General features: G+C 56.2%; 20 protein-coding genes and 1 pseudogene. 13 read left to right on the top strand and 8 right to left on the bottom strand.

What is annotated here, in order from left to right; all coding sequences use genetic code 11:
* The first annotated feature begins 219 nt into the window (after positions 1-219).
* The 6 genes from gabP (at position 220) to ACI514_RS12395 (ending at position 7,785) form a co-directional block, all read left to right on the top strand.
* A complete protein-coding gene (gene gabP / locus ACI514_RS12420; RefSeq protein WP_405123936.1) occupies positions 220-1,620 on the top strand; it encodes a GABA permease in 1,401 nt (466 codons plus the stop codon).
* Positions 1,621-1,708: 88 nt separating this feature from the next.
* Positions 1,709-2,809 carry a GlxA family transcriptional regulator gene (locus ACI514_RS12415; protein WP_405123935.1) on the top strand — a complete coding sequence of 367 codons (1,101 nt, stop codon included), beginning with the start codon at positions 1,709-1,711 and terminating at the stop codon, positions 2,807-2,809.
* A gap of 125 nt (positions 2,810-2,934) precedes the next feature.
* Positions 2,935-3,348: a PaaI family thioesterase gene (locus tag ACI514_RS12410; protein ID WP_160057598.1), complete on the top strand. Its 414-nt coding sequence runs from the start codon at positions 2,935-2,937 to the stop codon at positions 3,346-3,348.
* 442 nt (positions 3,349-3,790) lie between these two features.
* Entirely contained in the window at positions 3,791-4,306 is a 516-nt protein-coding gene (locus ACI514_RS12405; protein WP_160057599.1) for a sigma-70 family RNA polymerase sigma factor, read from the top strand.
* A complete protein-coding gene (locus ACI514_RS12400; RefSeq protein ID WP_405123934.1) occupies positions 4,293-5,273 on the top strand; it encodes a FecR domain-containing protein in 981 nt (326 codons plus the stop codon). The genes ACI514_RS12405 and ACI514_RS12400 overlap by 14 nt, the downstream gene beginning before the upstream one ends.
* 121 nt (positions 5,274-5,394) lie before the next feature.
* A complete protein-coding gene (locus tag ACI514_RS12395) occupies positions 5,395-7,785 on the top strand; it encodes a TonB-dependent siderophore receptor (RefSeq protein WP_405123933.1) in 2,391 nt (796 codons plus the stop codon).
* Between the two features lie 130 nt (positions 7,786-7,915).
* Here the strand turns inward: ACI514_RS12395 and ACI514_RS12390 are convergent, their stop codons facing one another.
* The 3 genes from ACI514_RS12390 to ACI514_RS12380 all read right to left on the bottom strand — a co-directional run bounded on the left by ACI514_RS12390 (position 7,916) and on the right by ACI514_RS12380 (position 11,642).
* A complete protein-coding gene (locus ACI514_RS12390) occupies positions 7,916-9,775 on the bottom strand; it encodes an ABC transporter ATP-binding protein (protein WP_405124220.1) in 1,860 nt (619 codons plus the stop codon).
* Between the two features lie 440 nt (positions 9,776-10,215).
* Positions 10,216-11,202: an alpha/beta hydrolase gene (locus ACI514_RS12385; RefSeq protein WP_405123932.1), complete on the bottom strand. Its 987-nt coding sequence runs from the start codon at positions 11,200-11,202 to the stop codon at positions 10,216-10,218.
* Positions 11,202-11,642, bottom strand: a complete 441-nt coding sequence (locus ACI514_RS12380; protein WP_007916213.1) for a tryptophan-rich sensory protein TspO — start codon at positions 11,640-11,642, stop codon at positions 11,202-11,204. The genes ACI514_RS12385 and ACI514_RS12380 overlap by 1 nt, the downstream gene beginning before the upstream one ends.
* 172 nt (positions 11,643-11,814) lie before the next feature.
* Between ACI514_RS12380 and ACI514_RS12375 the strand changes: the two genes are divergently transcribed.
* Complete coding sequence (locus ACI514_RS12375; protein WP_174244448.1) at positions 11,815-12,051, top strand: hypothetical protein; 237 nt, start codon at positions 11,815-11,817, stop codon at positions 12,049-12,051.
* Positions 12,052-12,168: 117 nt separating this feature from the next.
* Here the strand turns inward: ACI514_RS12375 and ACI514_RS12370 are convergent, their stop codons facing one another.
* A complete protein-coding gene (locus ACI514_RS12370) occupies positions 12,169-12,618 on the bottom strand; it encodes a GNAT family N-acetyltransferase (RefSeq protein ID WP_405123931.1) in 450 nt (149 codons plus the stop codon).
* A gap of 160 nt (positions 12,619-12,778) precedes the next feature.
* Here ACI514_RS12370 and ACI514_RS12365 point away from each other — a divergent pair, with 160 nt between their 5' ends.
* Positions 12,779-14,698, top strand: a complete 1,920-nt coding sequence (locus tag ACI514_RS12365; protein WP_405123930.1) for a tyrosine-protein phosphatase — start codon at positions 12,779-12,781, stop codon at positions 14,696-14,698.
* A gap of 169 nt (positions 14,699-14,867) precedes the next feature.
* On the opposite strand, the gene ACI514_RS12360 is transcribed toward ACI514_RS12365, so the two are convergent.
* Positions 14,868-15,839, bottom strand: coding sequence for an AraC family transcriptional regulator (locus tag ACI514_RS12360; RefSeq protein WP_405123929.1), 972 nt, complete (start codon positions 15,837-15,839; stop codon positions 14,868-14,870).
* Between the two features lie 267 nt (positions 15,840-16,106).
* Here ACI514_RS12360 and ACI514_RS12355 point away from each other — a divergent pair, with 267 nt between their 5' ends.
* The 4 genes from ACI514_RS12355 to ACI514_RS12340 all read left to right on the top strand — a co-directional run bounded on the left by ACI514_RS12355 (position 16,107) and on the right by ACI514_RS12340 (position 19,816).
* Positions 16,107-16,910, top strand: a complete 804-nt coding sequence (locus tag ACI514_RS12355; RefSeq protein WP_405123928.1) for a 2OG-Fe(II) oxygenase — start codon at positions 16,107-16,109, stop codon at positions 16,908-16,910.
* Positions 16,911-17,302: 392 nt separating this feature from the next.
* A complete protein-coding gene (locus ACI514_RS12350) occupies positions 17,303-18,493 on the top strand; it encodes a reverse transcriptase family protein (RefSeq protein ID WP_405123927.1) in 1,191 nt (396 codons plus the stop codon).
* Complete coding sequence (locus ACI514_RS12345) at positions 18,486-19,217, top strand: retron Ec48 family effector membrane protein (protein ID WP_405123926.1); 732 nt, start codon at positions 18,486-18,488, stop codon at positions 19,215-19,217. Before ACI514_RS12350 ends, ACI514_RS12345 begins: the two co-directional genes overlap by 8 nt.
* Positions 19,218-19,459: 242 nt before the next feature.
* Entirely contained in the window at positions 19,460-19,816 is a 357-nt protein-coding gene (locus ACI514_RS12340) for a hypothetical protein (RefSeq protein ID WP_405123925.1), read from the top strand.
* A gap of 493 nt (positions 19,817-20,309) precedes the next feature.
* On the opposite strand, the gene ACI514_RS12335 is transcribed toward ACI514_RS12340, so the two are convergent.
* Both ACI514_RS12335 and ACI514_RS12330 read right to left on the bottom strand, forming a co-directional pair.
* On the bottom strand, positions 20,310-20,672 hold the full coding sequence (locus ACI514_RS12335) for a DUF6124 family protein (RefSeq protein ID WP_405123924.1): 363 nt from the start codon (positions 20,670-20,672) through the stop codon (positions 20,310-20,312).
* Between the two features lie 463 nt (positions 20,673-21,135).
* Positions 21,136-21,695, bottom strand: a pseudogene (locus tag ACI514_RS12330) (hypothetical protein).
* 190 nt (positions 21,696-21,885) lie between these two features.
* Here ACI514_RS12330 and ACI514_RS12325 point away from each other — a divergent pair.
* Positions 21,886-22,251 (top strand): hypothetical protein, encoded by a 366-nt coding sequence (locus tag ACI514_RS12325; protein WP_405123923.1) that lies wholly within the window; start codon positions 21,886-21,888, stop codon positions 22,249-22,251.
* 48 nt (positions 22,252-22,299) lie between these two features.
* On the opposite strand, the gene ACI514_RS12320 is transcribed toward ACI514_RS12325, so the two are convergent.
* The gene (locus tag ACI514_RS12320) at positions 22,300-22,920 is read right to left on the bottom strand and encodes a TetR/AcrR family transcriptional regulator (RefSeq protein ID WP_405123922.1); all 621 of its coding nucleotides are present in this window, start codon (positions 22,918-22,920) and stop codon (positions 22,300-22,302) included.
* Between the last annotated feature and the right edge of the window lie 129 nt (positions 22,921-23,049).

Here is a 23,049-nt window from a genome sequence, read left to right as displayed (position 1 = left end):
ATATCAGACACGATCATGGCGCAATCAGTCTACTGACTCACCGGGCAGGCCGGGTAAGGTGAGGTGTCTTTAAGTCAAGATAACCCCATGCAGATCATGGGGTTGATAAGAACTGCGGCGGTTGAGGGGGCTTCTTTCGGGGAGTTTTACAGGCAACGATGATGATCGTTTGCTCACAGCAACTCGCTTAAATGTCGATCAGCAGAGAATAAAAAACCAATGATCAGCCCTAACTCCATGGATTCGAGTAGCCAATTGGCGCAGGGCTTCAAGCCTCGTCACGTCACCATGCTATCCATCGCCGGGATTATCGGTGCCGGTTTGTTCGTAGGCTCAGGGCATGCCATTGCCGCAGCGGGGCCGGCGGTTCTGCTGGCTTATCTGTTCTCGGGTCTGCTCGTCGTGCTGGTCATGCGCATGCTCGGCGAAATGGCGGTGGCTAACCCGGACACCGGCTCGTTCTCGACTTATGCCGATCAGGCGATCGGTCGTTGGGCGGGCTTCACCATCGGTTGGCTCTACTGGTGGTTCTGGGTGTTGGTGATTCCCATCGAAGCGTTGGCGGCCGGTCATGTATTGAACCAATGGTTTCCTCAGGTCGATGCCTGGCTGTTCGCCTTGGGCTCGATCATTGCGCTGGTGGTGACCAACCTGTTCAGCGTGTCGAAGTACGGTGAGTTCGAATTCTGGTTCGCTATGGCCAAGGTTGTGGCGATCATCGGTTTTATCGGTGTCGGTTTTGCCGTGTTGATGGGCTGGGTGCCCGATCGCGAAGTCAGCGGGTTGAGCGGGTTGATGGCCGACCACGGCGGATTTGCGCCCAACGGTCTGTCGGCGGTGGTCGGCGCTTTCATCACTATCATGTTCAGTTTCATCGGTACCGAAGCGGTGACCATCGCCGCTGCCGAATCCAACGACCCGTCGCGAAACATTGCCAAGGCCACGCGCTCGGTGATCTGGCGTATCGGCGTGTTTTACCTGCTGTCGATCTTCGTCGTGATCTCCGTGGTGCCCTGGAATGATCCGTTGCTGGCCTCGGTCGGCTCTTATCAGCGTGCCCTGGAAATCATGAACATTCCCCACGCCAAGTTCATGGTCGACGTCGTCGTGCTGATCGCCGTGGCCAGTTGCATGAACTCCTCGATCTACATTGCCTCGCGCATGCTTTACTCGCTGGGCCGTCGTGGCGATGCGCCGAAAATCCTCAAGGCGACTTCATCGGCAGGCGTGCCCCGCGCGGCCGTTATCGCCAGCACCGTGCTGGGGGCGTTGATCACGGTGTGGAGCTACTTCATGCCCGCCGGGCTGTTTCAATTCCTGCTGGCCAGCTCCGGCGCGATTGCCTTGCTGGTGTACTTGGCGATCGCGGTTTCGCAGTTGCGCATGCGGCGGATTTTGCAACAGCGCAACGTCGAGTTGACCTTTCGCATGTGGCTGTTTCCGTGGCTGACGTGGCTGGTGATCGTGTTCATCTGCGCCGCGCTGGCGGTGATGATGATCACCCCGCAACACCGCACCGAGGTCACTACAACCATCGGACTGGCACTGGCGATTTCCTTTATCGGCTTGGTGACGTCGCGTCACCCTGCGCCGGCGGCGAGGGTCACGTCGGTGGGGTAGGCGTTTGCGCCGATCCTGATACGCCCTTCGCGAATGCCGAGGGGCATGACAGACGCCTGTGTCTCAGACCGACTCTTACGAGGACATGATGTCATCGACCCCCTCCGTGGCCGACGCGACAACGCAATGCGTGGGTTTTCTGCTGCTGGACAAGTTCACCCTCATGTCGCTGGCGTCCGCCGTCGAGCCCTTGCGCATGGCCAATCAATTGACGGGCCGGACGCTGTATCGCTGGCATACCTACAGTCCCGGTGGCGCGCAGGTCTGGGCCAGCGACGGCGTGCCGATTACCCCGGATGGGGCGTGGAGCAATCCCACCGTGGCGGACACCGTCATCGTCTGCGGTGGCGTTGGCATCCAGAGCGTGATAACCCGCGAACACACAACCTGGCTGCAGGCGCTGGCGCGGCAATCGAAACGCTTGGGCGGGGTGTGCACGGGTAGCTGGGCGCTGGCCAAAGCCGGGCTGCTCGATGGCTACGAATGCAGCGTGCATTGGGAGTTTCTGGCGGCCATGCAGGAAGCTTTCCCGCGCGTCAGCGTCAGCACCAGCCTCTTTACCCTCGACCGCAACCGCTTCACCAGTTCCGGCGGCACTGCGCCGCTGGACATGATGCTGCACCTGATTGCCCGCGATCATGGCCGTGAACTGTCCGCTGCCATTTCCGAGATGTTCGTCTACGAGCGCATCCGCAACGAGCAGGATCATCAGCGCGTGCCGCTCAAGCATGTGGTCGGTACGCATCAGCCCAAGCTGCAGGAAGTGGTGGCGTTGATGGAGGCCAATCTTGAGGAACCGATCGATCTCGATAACCTCGCCGAATACGTCGATCTGTCACGGCGACAGTTGGAGCGGCTATTTCAGAAATACCTGCAATGCACGCCGTCGCGCTACTACTTGAAGTTGCGGCTGATTCGCGCACGACAACTGCTCAAGCAGACGTCTTTGTCGATCGTTGAGCTGGCGTATGTTTGCGGTTTCGTCTCCACACCGCACTTCTCCAAATGCTATCGCGAGCACTTTGGCGTGCCACCGAGTGACGAGCGCTCAGGTTCCGAGATGAGTCGCAAACCGGTAATGCAGCCGTCAATGCTCAGGCCGCTGACGACGCTTGATCAGGCACGTAATGAATCGACGTTTGCCAGTGTTCGGATGATGGAGCGTACGGATCTGGCGTCGACGGGCTGATCGCTCGGGACGGGTTATCACAGCAGATTCTGCATCCGTATAGTTCTTGCTCCATCAGGTGATTGCCCATAAACCCTCCTGTTCAGGTCAATGAAGCCGGTGAGTCACCGGCACGAGGAGGGATCATGGACGTCACCGCAATTCCCGAAGGTTTCGCCCCGTTTACCCGCAGCAGCCCGTTGCTGGATTTGCTTGGCCCGATCTACGCGAGGGGTAGCGGGCTGCAATTGGAGCTGGGCTTATTGACTGACTCACGCCATGCCAATGGCCGTGGCACGTTGCATGGCGGTGTCTTGGCGACGTTGGCCGATGTCGGCATGGGCTACGCCATGGCCTTTTCCAGCGACCCTCCGCAGCCATTGATCACGGCGAGCATGACTCTGGATTATCTCGGCGCCGTAAAAATGAACGAGTGGCTGGAAGTGCGTTTGGAGTACTCGAAAAAAGGCCGGCAGTTGGCGTTTGCTGCTGTCAGTTTGCATGTTGGGGAGCGTACGGTGGCGCGGGCCAGTGCGGTGTTTGCGGTGCCGGTGAGTTAAAAATGTGTGTCCATCAAGAGCTGGGCCATCGATAGACTGCGTCTTGGGGAATAGTGGGTAAATATTTCCATGTCTCGGATGATTGCTTCTGGCCGATATCCGCTCACGAACGATTGCTATCGGCCAAATCCAGTCACTCAGTTGTCTATGTTTTTCCAGCGCAACGGCGTGCAGTCCGAAACTCCTACCGACGCTGCTTCGGCGATGACCATCACTGAGTACTCATGATCCTGCCTGCCATCCTCGCACTGACAACACCATTTCGCTGGCGGAATGAAAGCACTTTGAAACTCTTCTGACGCTAAATGCATTCTTTCACTCGAAGCCCACAGAATGACGCCATCCGTACAAATGCGAACGCTGAGTGCCGCGTATTTGCCTAAGGCCCTGTCGCGTGAGTAGAATGCGATTAATTATCAATTGTGTACTTTCCGGAATTCCGATGCGCAGCGACGAAACGCTAGGTACTGCAGATCTAGGGCTGCTCTATCGCACCCACCACTCGTGGTTACACGGCTGGCTGATCCGACGCATTGGATGTCGCGATAACGCAGCAGATTTGGCGCAGGACACTTTCGTACGTCTGCTCAATTCCCGTCAGTCCAGCCCCTTGCGCGAGCCGCGCGCCTATTTGAGCAGCATCGCTCGCGGACTGATGATTGATCAGTATCGTCGTCGCGAACTCGAACGTGCCTACCTGGAAAGCGTTGCATTGCTGCCTCAACACGAGGTCCCCTCGGAAGAAAGCCGGCTGCTGATTCTTGATGCGCTCGAGCGCATAGACCGCATGCTCGGTCTGCTTAAACCGAGAGTTCGCCAGGCGTTTTTATTTGCCCGACTCGACGGCCTGACGTGCGCGCAAATCGCCGAAAAGCTGGGTGTTTCCCGCGCGACGGTGGAACGCGACCTGGCCACGGCCCTGCAACATTGCTATCGCTTGCGTTATGTCGAGTCGTGAGTCGCAGGCGCTGGATCCGGCCATTGTCGAGCAGGCGATCCAATGGCTGGTGCGCCTTCGCTTCAATCCAGCCGATGAACAAACACAGCGCGCTTTTGAGCACTGGCTGCAGCAGCGCCAAGATCATGTCTTGGCGTGGCAGCGAGTGGAAACGCTTGGGGATGAACTCGCAGGCGTGCCAGCCCAACTGGCCCGACAAACCCTCAATGGCAGCAATCAAGGCATGCGCCGGCGGGAAAGCCTGAAGCTACTGGGCATATTGGCGACTGTCGGCACGGCAGCCTGGCTCGGCCGCGACTACACACCCGTTCCCGCCATGCTTGCGCAACAACGCAGCAGTACCGGCGAGCAACGACGCTTCCAGCTCGATGACGGCAGCCTTATCCAGCTCAATAGCGATAGCGCCGTCGACAGCGATTTCGACTCCCAGCGACGCCTGATCATCCTGCGACGGGGTGAAATCATCGTGAATGTCGGTGCGGATCAACACTCACCTCAAACGCGACCGTTCTGGGTGCAATCACGTGACGGGATCATGCGCGCTCAGAGTTCGCGCTTTCTGGCACGTGAACGTGACGATGGCACGCTGGTCGCGGCTCAGGAAGGGTCAGTCACGGTTTTCCCCGGCTCCAGTCAAACGCCTGCGAGCCGCAGCGTCCAGGCAGGCAATCAGTTGCTGTTCACATCAAGTGGCGCCCGAATGTTCAGGGACAACGGCCTTGATCTATGGAGCTGGGCGGACGGGGTGATCAGTGCGCGCAATATGCGCCTCAATGATTTCATCGTGGAGTTGTCGCGTTATCGCCCCGGGGTATTGCGCTGCGCCGAAGAGGTTGCCGATCTTCGCGTTTCCGGCACTTTCCAGCTCGCCGACAACGATCAGGTACTGGCATTGATCGCGCAATCACTGCACTTGCACATTGATTATCGGACTCGTTATTGGGTGACCGTGACCGCTGCCACCTGAGTCCATCACAACTTTTTTGCGCTGCCTGAAAAATAATGAGGTGGTTTCGCATTCTCGTTCGACTTCTAAGGAAGGCCGGAATACAGGCCAGTCTGCCGATATCCTTTCTTGGAGCGAGAAAATGAGTTCGTCCCCGGTTTCACAGCGCCATCCATTAAATCGTGCCTTGCAAGGTGCGATGTTGGGTTTGATCGTCAGCAGCTACGCATTGCCATCGCTGGCGCAAACGTCGGGTGCTGACCACAGCAATCAAGTCAAGCAGTGGAACATCGCTGCCGGCCCACTGGCGCCGGCGCTTGATCGCTTTGCGCGCGAGGCTGGCATCAGTCTTTCCTTCGACGCGTCGAGTGTTGCGAACCGCACCACCGCGGGTGTGAATGGTTCGCTCGATACGTCGGCAGCGCTGTCATCGTTGCTGCAGGGGAGCGAATTGCAGATCGAACAGCAAGGCCCGAACGCCTACCTGTTGGTCCCTCAAGCAAAGACCGCCGGCCCGCTGGAGCTCGACGCAACAGACGTCGAGGACTACCGCCTTGCACCCCTCATCATCAATGCCAAGGTCAGGGTCAGTGCCGACGACGACGCCAACTCGGTGGTCGCCAAGGAGCTTTGGGTTGGCGGCAAGGTCGCAACCAGCATTCTCAATACTCCGGCATCGGTATCGGTTATTACCAACAAGGAAATGGAGCAACGCAGCGTCAGCACCACGGAAGAGGCGCTGCAATACACGCCGGGCGTTATCACGGACTTCTATGGTACGGATGACCGCAACGACTATTTCCAGATCCGCGGCTTCCAGGCCACCACTTACCGTGACGGCTTGACCCTGAGTTCGATGCGCGGCGTACGCGAAGATCCATTCGCCTACGAGCGTATCGAAATTCTGCGTGGCGCCAACTCCACGCTGTTTGGCCCCGCGGACCCGGGCGGCTCGGTGAATTTCGTGACCAAACAGCCGCGTTTCGAGCAGTTTGGCCAAGGCTATGTGACCTACGGTTCGTTTGACCATGTCGAGACGGGCATCGATGTCGGGGATGCGCTGAACGACGAGAAAACCCTGGCTGGCCGCTTTACTGCCAAAGGCCAAAACAGCGACCGCGAATACGACCACTCTCAGGACGACAACCAGTTGTTCATGGGGGGGCTTACCTGGGCACCGACGGATTACACGTCGGCGACGATGATTCTGGACTACCTGAAAACCGAAAGTTCGCCAAACAGTGGTGGCTATCCGCTGGACAAGGAATACGACCGCAGCAAGTTTTATGGCGAGCCCAGCTACAACTTTCACGATGTCGAGCGCACCAGCCTCAGCGGCAACGTCACCCATGACTTCGACAACGGCTTCGTACTGCGCAGCAATCTGCGCTACAGCAAGTTGACCGATGATTTTGGCTACGTATATCTGAGCGACAGCGCTGCACGGGTCGGTACCACCGTTGACCGCTATCAGTTTGGAACGGACACCGAAGCCGACCAGTTCAACGGCAATCTGATGCTGCAATACGATGCCCGCTTCGAGAACATCGACAGCAGCAGCCTGGTGGGCGTGGAGTACCTCGATTCGACCACCAAGGAAAGCTCGGTCTACGCTCCGACGACCTCGATTGACATTGCCAACCCCGTGTTTACTGGCGTTTCACGCTCAATCGCGCCGTATGCCGTGAACAAGCGAGACGCGACCACCAAGGCCGTATTCCTGCAGCAAAACCTGTCGTTCTACGAGCGTTTCATCGTCACCGGCGGTGTGCGCAACGACTCGATGGACCTGACCAGCAAAGGTCTGGAGTCCACGGAGAAAGACACCTTCTCCGAAACCTCCTACCGCGGTGCGTTGACCTATATCGTCAACGATGAGGTGTCCACTTATGTGAGCATGGTGGAATCGGTTTCGCCGCCGCAGGTTGGCGTCACACCGCAGACGGGCCGGCAGTACGAAGTGGGCGTGAAGTATGCGCCGATGGGGATGGACGCACTGTTTTCCGCAGCCGTTTATGACCTGACCCAGGAAAACGTCACCATCGCCGTGGTGCTGCCGAGCGGCATTATTGAGCAACAGACAGTGGGCGAGTCGCGGGCGCGTGGCCTCGACCTGGAGGCCAAGGCGCAGGTGACGCAGAACCTCAGCCTGATCGGTGGTTACTCCTATATGGAGTCCGAGGTACAGCGCGGTTCGTTGTACGACGGCAGCTCCCTGAAGGGTAATGAATTCGCCACCGCACCCAAGCACTCAGCTTCGCTTTGGAGTTATTACGACGTGCCTGCCACTGATGTCAGCGTTGGCTTGGGTGCGCGCTACGTCGGCTCTTACTACTTCGATGCCGCCAACTCCGGCAAAAGCGATGGCACCACGCTGTTCGACGCCGCGTTCAACTACAAGATCGCCAAGGGCACCGACCTTGCGGTGAACCTCAGCAACCTGCTGGATGAGCAGCACGTGGTCGGTTCCGGCACCGCCAACTTCTACAACCCGGGTCGCGAGATTACCGCCAAAGTGAGTTACAAGTGGTAAGCAGACGTGTAGACCTTTTTCCCAGATAGGAAGCGGTGCCCGCTTTACTGCGGGCACCGTCAACCTGGCCAACATCTGTGAGATGAAAAGCAAGGGTATTCGATTTTCATTCCCAACCAGCCCCACACCCTCAAGCCTGATCCATCGCCGCCGCCACGCCCTGATCCTCACCCAGAAACCCACCACTCTGATGCTGCCAGAGCCGTGCATAAATGCCGTTTTTGCTCAGCAGTTCCGAGTGCGTTCCCTGTTCGATGATCCGCCCCTCATCCATGACAATCAGTCGATCCATCGCCGCAATCGTCGACAGCCGATGGGCAATGGCGATCACGGTTTTACCCTGCATCATTTCATCGAGGCTTTCCTGAATGGCCACTTCGACTTCCGAGTCCAGCGCACTGGTGGCTTCGTCGAGCAGCAGGATCGGCGCGTTCTTCAGCATCACCCGGGCGATAGCGATGCGTTGGCGCTGGCCGCCGGAGAGCTTGATGCCGCGCTCACCGACCAGGGTGTCGTAGCCGCTGTGGCCTTGCTTGTCGCTGAGTTGGCTGATGAAACCGTCGGCTTGTGCATTGGCGGCGGCGCGGCGGATGTCTTCGTCGGTGGCATCCGGGCGGCCGTAGGCGATGTTGTCGCGAATCGAACGGTGCAGCAGGGACGTGTCCTGAGTGACCATGCCGATCGCGCTGCGCAGACTGTCTTGCGTCACGTGTGCGATGCTTTGCCCGTCGATGCGAATCTCGCCGCTGTCGACATCGTAAAAGCGCAGTAGCAGATTGATCAAAGTCGATTTGCCCGCGCCGGAACGGCCGACCAGACCGATCTTTTCGCCGGGGCGAATGTGCAGGCTCAAGTTGTCGAGGACCTGGCGTTCGCCGTTGTAGTTGAAATTCACCTTGTCAAAAGACACCGCGCCGCCAGCCGGCACCAACACAGTGGCGTTCGGCGCGTCCTGCACTTTGGGGCCACGGGTGAGGGTGGCCATGCCGTCCTGCACGGTGCCGATGTTTTCGAACAGCGACGTCATCTGCCACATGATCCAGTGCGACATGCCGTTGATGCGCAACGCCATGGCGGTAATCGCCGCCACCGCGCCGGTGCCGACCTGGCCAAGATGCCACAGCCACAGGGCATAGCCGCCGGCACCGATAATCAGCCCGACCACCAGTGCCTGGTTGACGATTTCGAACTGGCTGACCAGACGCATCTGGCGAAAACCAGTGAGCTTGAAATCCTCCATGGCGGCGCGTGCGAAGTGCGCTTCACGCTTGGAGTGCGAGAACAGTTTCACCGTGGTGATGTTGGTGTAGGCGTCGGCAATGCGCCCGGTCATCGATGATCGAGCATCGGCCTGTTCCTGGCCGACCTTCCCCAAGCGCGGCACAAAATAAACCATGGCCAGCCCGAATAATGCGAGCCAGGCAATGAACGGCAGCATGAGTTTCAGGGCGAAGCCGCCAGCCAGGGCGATGATCGCAATGAAGTAAACGCCAATGCCCGGTGCGATTTCGATCAGCGTGAACAAGACTTCGCGCACGGCCAGCGCGGTCTGCATGACCTTGGTCGTGACCCGCCCGGAGAACTCATCGGAGAAGAACGAAAGGCTTTGCCGCAGCATCAGTCGATGGAAGTCCCAGCGCAGCCGCAACGGTAAATTGATCGCCAGGATCTGGTGCTGAACCATGGTGCGCAGCGCCACCAGCCCGATGCTGATAAACAACACAATGCCGATGCCCCACAGCACGCGACTTTCCTGCGCGTTGACACCGCCGCCGGCCTGCCACGTCGAGAGCAGATCGACGACCTGGCCGAGAAAGGAAAACAGCCAGGCTTCGTAGATTGAAACACCGGCACTGAGCAGCGCCAGCGCGAGGATATAACCGCGTGCGCCGCGCGTGCAGGCCCACAGGAACCGCATCAGGCCGACGGGCGGAGGTGGTGCTTCGTCGGGAGGGAATGGGTCGAGCCGTTGTTCAAACACGCGCAGCATTGTGGTCTCCGAAATCATCAGGGTCAGGGGATTCTGCCATTGAATGACGGACTTGAGGGTTTGCATGTCACTGACTTGTCCCCACCAAGTGTCATTGCCCGGGATTGCTGCGGTGCAGAACCCCACGGGTTCCGGGGACCTGCCGATCAGCTAAGCTGTCTGCTCAGACGACTTGAGCAGCGCACGATGCAGCGAACAAATCCGGTTTCATGTTGGGAGTCGATGGGCAAAGGAAATGTTTAATTTCTTTTTGATGTTTGTGTTCGTGCTCATCCCCACGGCATCGCTCTCACTCGACAGTTATCTTCGCTACCGGGTGGCAAAGAGCAAACCGGTGAGCAAGGCGTGGAAGGCTTGCAATCATGTTCTTTCAATCATGCTGATCATGCAGTTGCTGGGTTTGGCGCTGTACTTCTTTTACCTCGCCTAAGCCTCAACGTTTACGCCAGTTCGTCAGGCACCTTAACGGCCTCGACACGCGCCGAAATCCACTTCCGACTGTAGGCCAGTACGCCTTGAGCGATGGCCGTGGGAAAGTGGATAAAACCGTGGGGCGAGGAGGGCAGCAGGTACATCTCGACCGGCGCCGATTGCGCCCAGCGCCTGGCGATGTCGAGGGTGTCGTCGCGCAGTGGATCGAGTTCGCCGGCAAACAGCAGCGCCCGTGGGAAGCCGCTGAAGTCGCCGTACAGCGGAGAGAGTGGTGGCTGACGGCGCTGCTCGTCAGTCAACTCGGGTGTGAGCAGACGTAGCGCCTCGACCATGCCGGGGCCGTCCAGCACCAGGGTGTCCGCCGGCGCGTTGCGTACGCTTGGCGTTCCGGTGAGGTCGTAGACACCGTAATACAGCAGTGCGCCGCGGATGCGTTGCAGTAAATCGGGCCATTGTTTCAGCGCCAGCAAGGTCGCAGCCGCCAGATGACCGCCCGCCGATTCACCGACCACTACAACAGGCAGACCGGCAAATTCGGCATCACTCAATACTCCGCGCGTAGCGTTGAGGCAGTCTTGCAGCAGACCTTCAATTGGCGTTGAAACCGCTAATCGATAGTCGACCGAAACCACCGTCACTTCGCAGGTATTGACGATGGCCGCGTTGAAGTTATCGTCCATCTGCGCATTGCCGATCACCCAGCCGCCGCCGTGAAAATCCAGCACCACGCCTTTCGCCGGGCCCTTGGGGCGGATGATCCGCACGGGCACTTTACCGATAAGTCGGCGCTCAGCAGTCAGGCCAAATTTGCGCAACACGCCGGAGCCGCCGATCTGGCTGACACGCAACAGCGCCTGAATCAAGCGCGGCGTCAGGCGATTGCGGATCTTGAAACGTGGCAGCCAGGCGAGTTTGCGGTTGAAGGCGCGCACCTGCGCCAATTCACGCTCGCCCTGCGGCCACGGCGCTTCACTACCCCAATTGGCATCGGTCATCAGCGGTTCTTGATCAGAATGGAAAAATTCAACGCAGCGGCAACGCACAGCCACGCCAGATAGGGAAACAGGATCAAGCCAGTGATCAAATCCAGTTGTATCGCCAGCACCACCATCGCCGCGACCACCAGCCACAACACGGTGAGAATCACCATCGCCGCCAGCACCTGATGCGCGCCGAAGAACACCGGCGTCCACAGTGTGTTCAACGCAATCTGCGCTGCCCATAACGCCAGCACAGTCTGGCTGCCGGGGATCAGGCTCAAGCGATAACCGGCCCACGCCAGCAGTAGATAGATAATCGTCCAGGCCACCGGGAACGCCCAGTTAGGCGGGGTGAACCCGGGTTTGTTCAGCCCTTCGTACCACGGCCCCGGCTTGAACATCACGCCGGTGGTTGCCGCTGCTGCGCAGGCCAGAAGAAAAATGAAGAAGGTCATCGCCAGTCCTTGGCTGAAATCAGCCGGTTGGGGTTTAAGAAAGGGACGCCCCGGCGAGCGAAAAGTTTGCCATGAATTCCGGATTGGTCTGAGGAGTGATTCAATTTGAACTAAAAACTGACCACTGCGTCAGGATAGTCAGTTGCCTTTTTCTACTGACGCGGATGACATCATGTACACCTATCACATCAAATATCGATTCAACGGAGAGCCTCGGACTTTTCTGCTTGAACTCAAAGAACAGCAGTTGGCCGTCCACGAAGCCGCGATGCATCTGCTGGAGTTACATCTGGGCGACGCGGAAAACGGCCTGCTCATGCCCACCGCAGATTCGACACCCGAGCAGATCCTCGAACATGCCGAGCGAGTAGGGATAACGGACATCAATGTGGTCAATCAAACCAACTGACACCGATCCTTGTGGGAGCGAGCCTGCTCGCGAAAGCGCAGTGTCATCCTGCACATCGGTTGGCTGACACACCGCTATCGCGAGCAGGCTCACTCCTACAGTGGTTCTGCCGCTTGGTCACAACCTCTTTTGCATGATGATCGTGCGTTCGGCTCCGTGATATTCATCCCGAATCCTGTCGAACCCAAGCGATCGGTAAAAACCTTCAGCCGTGATCGAAGAGGGCACATGCAGCGTGGTGAAACCCTGGCTAACAGCGACCGACTCAAGCTTTTCCATCAGCCGCTTACCCAGCCCTTTACCCTGACAGCCCGGCTCGACAAACACGCTGCGAACCACGTCCTGATCAAGACTGGCGGTAGCCACGATGTGCTGATTGAAAGTCGCCACATAAACCTGACGTTTGTCTAGCAAGCCAAGAACCGCCTGCGGCGAAAAGCTGCGTTGCACCTGCTCGATTATGTCTGGCGAATAGTCGCGCCCATTGGACTCACGCAAGGTGTTCACGATGAGTTTACTGATCATGGCGGCATCTTCGCGTGTTGCCATTCGAATCTGATCTTCCATTTTCGTTAGTCCCTGAGACTTTCCCTGCCGGTGGATGGACCAAACACGCACCCCACGGCCCATTCGCGCAGCCATTTCCATTCCAAGCGAAACTGTCATATTCAGTATCACTTGCCTACCCATAGTGACCAGCCCAACGCTTAAACAATGAGGCTGCACTGTGTTTCAACGTCTGCTGTGTTCGCTGTCCGTACTGAGCCTGTCCATCGCCGCCGCCCATGCTGCCGAGCCCGTGTTGCTCGACACGCCGCGCCTGCAGGGCATGGACAATTTCCGCGATGTCGCCGGCACCACCATCGCGTATTCCACCGCCCACGACGGTACCATGCGCGCTGGCGTGTTCTACCGCGCCAACGCGGTAACCCCGACGGCGTCTGACCTGTCGACCCTCAACAGCCTTGGCATCAAAGCCGTCTACGACCTGCGCACCCCCAGCGAAATTGCCGCCACCCCTGACACAATGATCAGCGGCGCGACCTGGCAGAACATCGACATCATCGGCAGCACCACCTCTGGCTCGAACATCAGCAACATCTCCTTCAAAAGCGCCGCCGACGCCATCGCCATGATGGAGCAGACCAATCGCGCGTTCGTCAGCGATGCTGGCATGCGCGGCCAGTTCAACAAACTGTTCAACGAACTGGCCAGCACCGACGGCGCACAACTGTTCCATTGCACCGCCGGCAAGGACCGCACCGGCTGGACCGCCGCTGTGTTGCAGAGCATCGCCGGTGTCGACAATGCGACCATCATGGCCAATTATCTGGCGACCAACGACTACACCGCCGCCCGCGTCGCCGCAACGTTGAAAGCCATGCCGTCAAGCATGGCCGCCGTCTACGAGCCACTGCTCGGTGTCCAGGCCAGCTACCTGCAAGCCGGCCTCGACGAGGTCACTGCGCAATACGGCAGCATGGACAACTACCTCAAACAAGGTCTCGGCCTGTCGCAGGAAACCATCTACGTCCTGCGCGGCAAACTGGTCGAATACAACAGCCTGCCGGGTCAGGCCGGGCTGATCGGCAACGCCGCCACCGGCGCCGAATTGCTCCGCGAATTGCAGAACACCAACCTGTCCGGCACCTACAGCGCCTACAACTACTACCTGCAATCAGCCATTGATGCCGGCACCCTCGGCGGTGTTGAAACGCAGGTCGGCGGCCAAGTCCACGCCGACGCCGCCAGCTACCTACTGCGCCAAAACGCAATGATCGAACAAGCCGCCGCGCCATTCGCCAGCGGCACTGACCTCAAGGTCGGCCAATATCGCCTCTGGACCACCGCGCTCGCCAGCTACCTCGGCACCGACGGCTCGGCCCACGCCGAAAGCAGCAATGAGCACAGCCAAGGCCTGATGGTCGGCATCACCCAGCGCTTCAGCGAACAACTCAGCGCACGCGGCAGCTTCGGCTACAGCAAAGGCACTGTTGGCGGCGCGGGTGGTGAAGCCGACACCGACTTCACCTTCCTCAACGTCGGCGCCCGCTACGGCTTCACCAGCCTCGAACAAGGCCTGTTCGTCGACGCCAACGCCAGCGCCGGGTACATCGACTACGACAGCAAACGCGACCTCGGCGGCGGCCTCGGCACCGCGAAAGGCAACAGCCACGGCAACCTCACCGGCGCCACTGTCGCCCTCGGCTACCGCGCCCCGGTCAACGGCATGACTTTCGAACCAAGCCTTGGTTTGCGCGTCAGCCACCTCGACCTCAGCGGCTTCAAAGAGAAGGGCAGCGAACTGGCACTCGACGTCGACGACAACAGCGCCACCCGCCGCAGCGCCGTCGCCAACCTCAACATAGGTTTCGCCCCGGTGACGATGGGCGCATGGCAACTGGTGCCCGGCGTACAAGTCGGTTACGAACGCACACTGGGCGACAACCAGGTCGACAGCCAAAGCCACCTGCTCGGCCTCGACATCGAACAACGCGCCGCCTTCGACAACCGCGACCAATTTAGCGGCGGCGTCAACCTCATGGCCAGCCTCGGCGCCCTGAGCCTGGGTGCGGAAGTCGGCGCCAATGGCGGCGGCGACAGCCACGGCTTCAACGGCGGCCTCAAGGCCAGCTACGCCTTCTAAAACACACGCGGGATCAAGGATGACCCCCAATCCAACAAACACCCCAAAACCCAATGTGGGAGCGAGCCTGCTCGCGAAAGCGCCAGATCAGCCAACAGCAACATCGACTGACCCACCGCCTTCGCGAGCAAGCTCGCTCCCACAGTCAGCTTTCCAACTTACGAACCGATCAACCGCGCCCGCGAAAATCCGCCGGACTTACCCCAAAAGCCCCCTGAAAATACCGACAAAACCGCCCCACATTACTAAACCCAAACCGCAACGCCACCTCAGTCACCGACCCCGAACCCCGACGCTTCAAAACCTCATAGGCCCGCTCCAGCCGCACCTGCCGCTGATACGCCACAATCGAAACCCCGACAAACCGCCGAAACCCCTCCTGCAACGCCCTCTGACTCACATGACTCAACCGCGCCAGATCCACACCGCTCACCAACTGCTCCGGATGCGCCTGAATAAACTCCACCGCCAACTTCACATGCCGTGGTGCAACCATCGCCGTCGGCCGCCGCAACGCCTCGGAAAAGTTATGCGGCCACGCCTCCAGCACCGCATCAATCAACATCTCGCGCAACCGCGACGGCATCAACGTCCCGCTGTTGATCAACAAATCAAACTCCGTCCCCGTGGCCAGATCGATCAACGCCTTGATCCCCTGAAACGCTGCCGAATTCAGATCCACGCTCGGCTCAAAAACGATCTTCTGCAGAATCGGTTTATCCAACAGCGCCGATAACCGCTCGGTGAGCTGAAGACGATTGATCGACATCCCGTGATGCGCGTGATCATCCAGAAAGTGCATCGAACGGATATCCGCCTTATCGATCGCCAGCCCCACGTGCGACATACCGATAGACTCGGTGGCATGGTTGAAAACAATCTTGCCAGCAGTGGGAATGACGAACGTGATCTCATCCTGTGGATCGGGGAAAGCGACGGTGAAATCACCGTGATAATGCATCCGCCGAAAACTCACGCCATCGTGCCGACCGTAGACCCCGCCAATGATGATGTTCGACGGCAGCGGCGGATTGTCGGCATAACGATTGCCAAACAATCTGGAAAACAGTGCACCGAAGTCGTCCGAACGGAGATTGTCGGAGCGCAGGATGATTTGCTGGCGAACGGGAGTCGGAAACACCTTGGCGGCACCTTCGTTTGGGGGCTCTAGGACTGGGGTGTAGGGCAGGGCGCCGAGGAGATTAGCAGAGGCAATATGACGGGTTTGTGACAGTCAGAAACATGCCGTTACAGCGCCGCGCCATGTTTAAGCGAAGGACACTCGGCAGGCCATGGCCAACATGGCAACCTGCTCGCAACTGTACTCAGCAAACAAATAGCGGCGATGCACTCAGCGTTTGGCCCTGTTTGACACGACCTGAAAGCATTCAAGTTAATTGGAGCGGCAATGCAAGCCAACACACAAACACTCCCCATCACCTTGACCCCCGAACTCGACTTCGACCAATCCGCCGCCAGCGCTTTCGGCGAATCGCTGACCCGCGAATACACCCAAGCCACGCCATTCCCGCACATCGTCATCGACAACTTCCTGCAAGCCGACGTCATCGCCAGCATCCGCGAACACTTCCCGGTCGAACCGACCCACAACGAACAGACCTACGAGCGCGGCTACAAAGGCCAACTCAAACGCCAGATCAGCCCCAACGCCTGCAGCCCGTACCTGAAGAACGTCTTCAACACCTTCAACTCCGCACCCATGCTGGAATTCCTCGAAAAACTCACCGGCATCCAAGGGCTCATTCCCGATCCTTATTTCGCCGGCGGCGGCCTGCACGAAACCAAAACCGGCGGCTTCCTCGGCGTGCACTCGGATTTTCGGCTGAACAAAAAGCTCAACGTTGAGCGGCGGCTGAATGTGATCATTTACCTGACCGAGGACTGGCAGGAGGCGTACGGCGGCAACCTGGAGCTTTGGGATGTGGGGATGAAGAAATGTCTGAAGAAGGTGCTGCCCGTTTATAACCGGTGTGTGATTTTTAATACGGACAAGGATAGTAACCATGGGCATCCAGAGCCGTTGACTACGCCGGAACACATCACTCGGCGGTCGATTGCGCTTTATTACTACACGGCGAGTGGGGTGGGTGGGGAGCCGGGGCAGAGGAATAAAACGCACTATAAGCCGCGGCCGAAGGATCGGTGGAGTTTGGGGTATTACTGGAATAAGGCCTTCAAGAAAAAAGGATGAAGGGGAGCTCACGTATCGACGGTTCGGCTGATTTTTCATGAGCAATAGCCTTGTCTTGATATAAAAGTGTTTAATATCAGTGGCTTTCAGTAGGGTATTGCTATTAATTTTTCTGGTATGTAAATTCAAGCTGCGTAAGCGTACCGCTTATGTGCTGCAATCGATTGTTTTTTAGATCCTGGATTTCGCTCTTACGAGCGCTTGAGGTTTACTTCGAGCTTGTCCGGAGGCTCGCACCTCCGATCTCCTCCGACGAACCTGGAGGAGACAGGGACGGTAGGTTTGGCCATGTGAAGGATGGCAGCTGCCAGCGATCTGATCGATGAATGCATCATCCTTCACTGCACCCTGGCGTATGGGTTGGCCAAATCTATTTTTAAAGGGATTTAAAAATGGTCCTTCTTAACCCTAAAAAAGTTTCTACTGGCTCAATCTCCAGTATTGAGAATTTATGTAGTGCACTCTCTGTTTCTCTCCAGGAGATTTACGGAGCGCTATCTCTTCCTGATGAGGAAAAATACACAGTTTCCCATATCCCTAAAAGTGATGGTGGAGTTAGGTTTGTTTATAACCCTCATTATCTGCTTCGAAGAATTCAGCGTAGAGTAAATAAAAGGATATTCTCTAGGTTGAGCATAATTCAATGGCCTGATCACTTGTTTGGCTCTGTACCCAATCAGCCAGATCAGAAAAACCAACGCATGATAAATAAAGATTATGTATCATGCGCAGCAAAGCATTGCGGTGCAAAAAGTTTATTAAAGGTCGATGTTAAGGATTTTTTTGATAATATTCACCAAGATTTGGTGCTCGATATATTTGAAAACTTCATGAAGTTTGATCGAGAAGTTTCTGAGTTGCTCGCCGAAATCTGTTGCTTTAATTCCCATGTTATTCAGGGTGCTTTGACCTCAAGTTATTTAGCAAGCTTGTGTTTGTACGATGTTGAAGGTTCGGTTGTTCAAAGACTATCTAGAAAGGGGTTGGTCTATACTCGGTTGGTGGATGATATTACGGTGTCTTCAAAGGTTTCTAACTATGATTTTAGCTATTCTTTGGATATCATTAGAGCCATGCTTACGAGCAAAGAACTTCCACTGAATCTCGCCAAAACTCGTACTATTTATGTCTCAAGCGAACCACTGACCGTCCATGGTTTGAGAGTTGCTTTTCCACAACCTCGCCTTCCTTCTGGAGAGGTTGCGAGAATCAGAATAGCGGTAAAAAATATAGAAAATTTAGCATCTGAACGAGGTTACAGAACAACTCACGCATATCGTCATGACTTCAATCGATGCATGGGGAGAGTTAATAAGCTCGTTAGAGTTGGGCATGATAGGTATGACTCATTGCTAGGTCGGCTAAAAAAAATATTTCCTTTGCCTTCAAAGAAAGATATTGATCGAGCAAATGCCATGTTAGAACGTCTTATTCGTGATTCTGGTACTAGGCGAAGCACCTACTGGTACGCAAAGCGATATTATAAACTTCAGGAACGGCTGATTGTTCTCAAGCGGTCATTTCCAGCGATCACTAAAGAAATTAGAAAATCTTTGAAAGGGTTACGGCCTGATTATGAATAGTAGAATCAAGGAGACCTGGTTTCGTTACCCATACTTAAATTATTTGGCCACTAGTCTCTTTTTGGTCGCGGCACTGGGGGTTGTATTTAGCGTCGCTGTTTTAATGGTTACAGGTTTTTCTGGTCAGTTTTCTCGTCCTCTTTGTTTCAATAATGAGTGCATTAAAAAATTTTTAGAGGTTTTTGATCAGTCATTTCTGATTTTGTCGGCAACACTGAGTTTGCTTGTCGGAGTTACAACCATAGGGGGGATAATTGTTGCGCTTATGAGCTATTTAAATAGTGCGAATGCGACAGCGCTAACAAACCATATCTCTCATTTTTCTATATTTCAAAATTATGTTGTGGCTGAGGTCTCTAAGCGCAATCGTATATCTCAAACCTCCGTGGATGCCTTTGTTTGGTATAATTTGATTTTCTCTGAATCGCGAACTGGAAGGATGTCTGTTTCAGATAGCTATTGTGGGCTCGTTTCTGCATTGAATGCCGAGATATTCATTTCTAATGAGCAGGCTAGGACTGCCGCTCAAGGCTCTTTTCGTTATATGTCACACCAAAAAAGGATCATTGATTCGCTATGTTCTTTGGGTATTGTGTTAAGTCATCAGCCTAGAAATGAGTTTTACGAAATTGAAGATCAAATTTTTGCATTGATATCCAGTTTGAATAAATCTTTTTGTTATTCGGAAAAAGTTCCGAAGCTGTTGAAGCGAAATTATATTTGAGTCTCGGGTTGTTTAGAGTGATTTATTGTTTTTAGGCGGTGCGGTCTAGGGTTTTTTATCTTTTTTCCATGCTCTCACAAATATAGTGCACAAATCTTTGGAAAAAAACGGGGCCAGACCACTATAATCTAAAATGGTCTGGCGCTAGATACTCCTTAGTGGCATCAGAACGATGGTCGTCGGCGGGGTCGGGGCGAAGCGGTTGCGAGTTCATTGGATAAAGAGCAGATGGAGTTTTTGTTTTGCGGCATCTTCTGAGTGAACCACAACTGACCAAGATCAGAGCCGCACTCTCCGAGCCATTCAACGACTTTCCTGTCGAGTATGACTATCTGGCGAGGAAGGTTAGAGGCGTCGACCCTGACGTCCTTTACGAAATCCTTTATTCAGAGGTCGCACCGGTGTGTTTCACAAATCTTGTGGCCGCTGTACCTCCGGTGTGGACAGGCTTCGACCCCGAAACTCTCAGAGAGTCGATTGAGGAAAGGTTGGCTGCGAGAGAGCGTAATTGGTTTCGTCGACAGTTCGACAAGATGCTGGTGCGTTGGCTGGAATACAACTACGCCTACATCTGGAAGGAGATCGCCAGCAGACTGTAGTTTGCAGAGCAAGATGGGTTCACATCGTCAATATATCGATGCAAAGCATAATTAAGAGGCGGTTCTGTTCCGAATTTTCCTTATTTCATCTGTGTCTATTTTTTGGTGTTATCGCTCTGCGCACGTTTCGATGTCGGCTTGGGTGGTTATCTCTGAGTCGATGCCTAATCTGTATTTACAATAATCGATAATGTCTTGTCGCTGCTCGTTCGTGAGTTTTTCTATACGTCGATAATTTCCGTCATTCGCATGAATGTTGAAAAACTGCATTCGAAAGGTCGGATGCTTTTTGATGAAATATATTCGAGTGATTTCGCTGTCTGAAACTTCGTTATAGAAGCCTGTATTCAGAATAAGCAAAAGCGAAATTAGAAAAGCGAACATCAAATATCTCATACCGGCCTTGGCTTGAGTGGTGGTAATCATTCTGTCTTCGTGCGTATGTCTGATCAACCTCCATGACGACATCCAAGCCGTCATGGAGGAATTTTCTTTACTCCGTCGGCACTACGTTATCCAACGCCCGATTCACCGCCAACTCCCCAAGCATTACCACCTGTGCAATGCCTTGCAGTGTCTTGCGCTCCGGTCCGTGAACCAGACCGATCACATCCCCAAGCATCACCGAAGCCGAGCCCAGCGACTCGCTGGCATTCACCAGCAATTCCTCAGTCTTGGTGTTCGGGTTGGCGATAAACATCGTGTTGGTTTGGTACGGGGTGAGCATGATTTCCGGGGCAGGGCCGAGGTAATGAGAGAGGGCGCGGTCGACGGCTTCGTTGAATTTCTTGGCGTCTGGGGATTCGTCGCCCGCGATCGGGTCGGTTTCTGGCGGATTCGGTGTGATCTTGAACATGATGTAACTCCCTTGTGTCGCTTAAAAGGAGCCATCACCCACTCGCTACCAAACGATGGGTGGCGGCCATGCACAGGTTGGTAGACCGGGACACAGGGAAAACCGGCGCGCTCGAAAGCGCCCTGCGCATGACCACCATAAAAGCCAGGCGAAGACTTTCGCCAATAGTGGAATTGCGCACCTTGTATACACGGGCTACCAAACCCGATCACTGCTATTCAGTGACCGAACCACAATAGAACCCGCATCCAAGGCGCACAAGCCGGCGGATTCTGGCGTAGTCGTAGGCAACGGCGCAAGGCGTTGTAGGTTGGGATGACGTAACTTGGGGTGTCTTTAAACAAAGTCCGGGAATTGCTTCAACAGGGCAGTTCGAGCTGTTTTTGCGATGTCTTTGTGGACTGGAGGAGCGGGAGCCGTTTCGCGATCCATCGGGGGCAAGCTCTCTCGCTACAGGGGGGAGTTAATTCGCCAGCGAAATCAGCGTGTCGATCACATTGATCGGCACATAAATCAGCGTAATCGCCGCATACGCTTTACGCGACCGAGCCATAAACGCGCCAATTGGCAACACAATCATGATCACATCCATCAACCCCCAAAGCGCCACCGGCGATGCCTCAAACAACGTGACATTGACGATTAGCCCCAGGCACAGATACGTGGACAGCGACAGCAATGCATAGCGCCCATCCTGCTCGAAATACACGCGCAATCCGTTCTGCTCATCCTCACTGCGGCTCGGCAGCAGCAACGCGGCCGTGACGAACAGCGACAATGTCAGCATCACCAACAATAGAAATTCGAGAAACGAGAAGCTCTGTTTCACCGCCGACAGTGCGTTGACGCCCACCAGAATTGCAGCTGCATGGTAAACAGCATCACCGCCCAGACCAGTGCCACCCAGTCGGGCTTGGCGACGCGGCGGATGCGGAACACCGTTAATGCGCCGAGCAGGAGGCGGGTGACGGAGAGTCCGAGGATCATCGAGAGAACGGTGGCGACGATTGGGAAGTTGCTCATCTTGCCTCTCGTGAACTCGGTTTCGGCTGAAAGGGTGTTTTGCGCAGACTAGGTGGGGCCGGGAGGGGCGTCAAACGTGGCTGTGCGGTTGGGTTGGCAGAAAACGGCTGTAGAGCCTTGCTGCGCGGAGGTAATGGATTAGGATGCCCGAAGGCTGGAATGGATCTTCTCGACTAAGGATGTGTGGTTTATGGAATCTGCTTTTTCGCAAGTTGCCGAGCGTTTGCACAACCGCCGGTTTTCCGTGGCGAATAACGCTCAGGGCTTGTCCGATGCACGCACGGTGTTTCACTACTTCGTCGAAGGCGCGGCGGTTTGGGGGACTTATGCGGGTGGCCATATTCGCATGGGTAACCAGGTTGGGCGGGTGACCAGGTCTGACAGTATCGAGCTGCTTTATCAGTGCATCACCACGGATGGCGAGATCCGCGCGGGTTGGTCGCGGGGTGTGGTGGGGGTTGATGAGGCGGGGCGGACGACGTTGCGGTTTGTGTGGGGGTGGTTGTCGGGGGCCGAGGGTGGTGGGGAGTCGAGTTATGTTGAGGTGGTCGCGTAACCGTCCGGTTTTTAGCTACGCGAGCCTTTCAATCACCGCAAAACCCAATTAAGTCGAACTCACCGCCGCCACATCCCATGTCCGCATCACCTGCGTAATCGCCGCATCAATGCTCTCAATCGGCGTGTCATCCCGAGCAAGGATGGAAATCCCCTGCAGGAAACTGTCGAACACCGTCGCCATGGCGGCTGCGTTTGTATCGTCCGCTAACAGCCCTTCACTCACACCCCGCTCGACACACGCAACAATCCCGGCGCGGGTTCTGGCGCGAGAGTGGGTGAGGGCTTGAGCGACGTGGGCGTTTTCCGGGCTCGGCGCGCTCATGACGCCGAGGGTGACCATGCAGCCTTTGGGGTGGCCGTCGTCGCATTGCATGCGGGCCGACTGGCGCAGCGCGGTTTCGATGGCTTGGCGTGGCGGCAGGCTTTCGTCCCACAGGCATTCGGTGACTTGGGCGAAGGTCGCGAGGTAACGCTGCACGCATTCGTCGAACAGGGCTTCTTTGGAGCCGAACGCGGCGTAGAAGCTGGGGGCGGAGATGCCGCCGCCCAGTTCAGCCTTCAACAGTGAAAGGGATGTCGAGTCGTAGCCGTGTTGCCAGAACAATTGCATGGCCTGGTCGACGGCGTCGTCGCGATCGAATGCGCGGGGGCGGCCGGTTCTGGCCATAGCTGAAACTCCTCGGAAAGTGATTTGGATACTAGTCGATACATAAGTCGTTGACAACGGGCCTCGGCTGCCGCCAGTATTTTATATCGATCGGTACGCAAGTCTGAATTTCCAAACTCAAGGAGTTTC

Source organism: Pseudomonas sp. M20 (assembly GCF_045037865.1).
GTDB lineage: Bacteria > Pseudomonadota > Gammaproteobacteria > Pseudomonadales > Pseudomonadaceae > Aquipseudomonas.
This window is presented reverse-complemented; position numbering and strand designations above follow the sequence as displayed.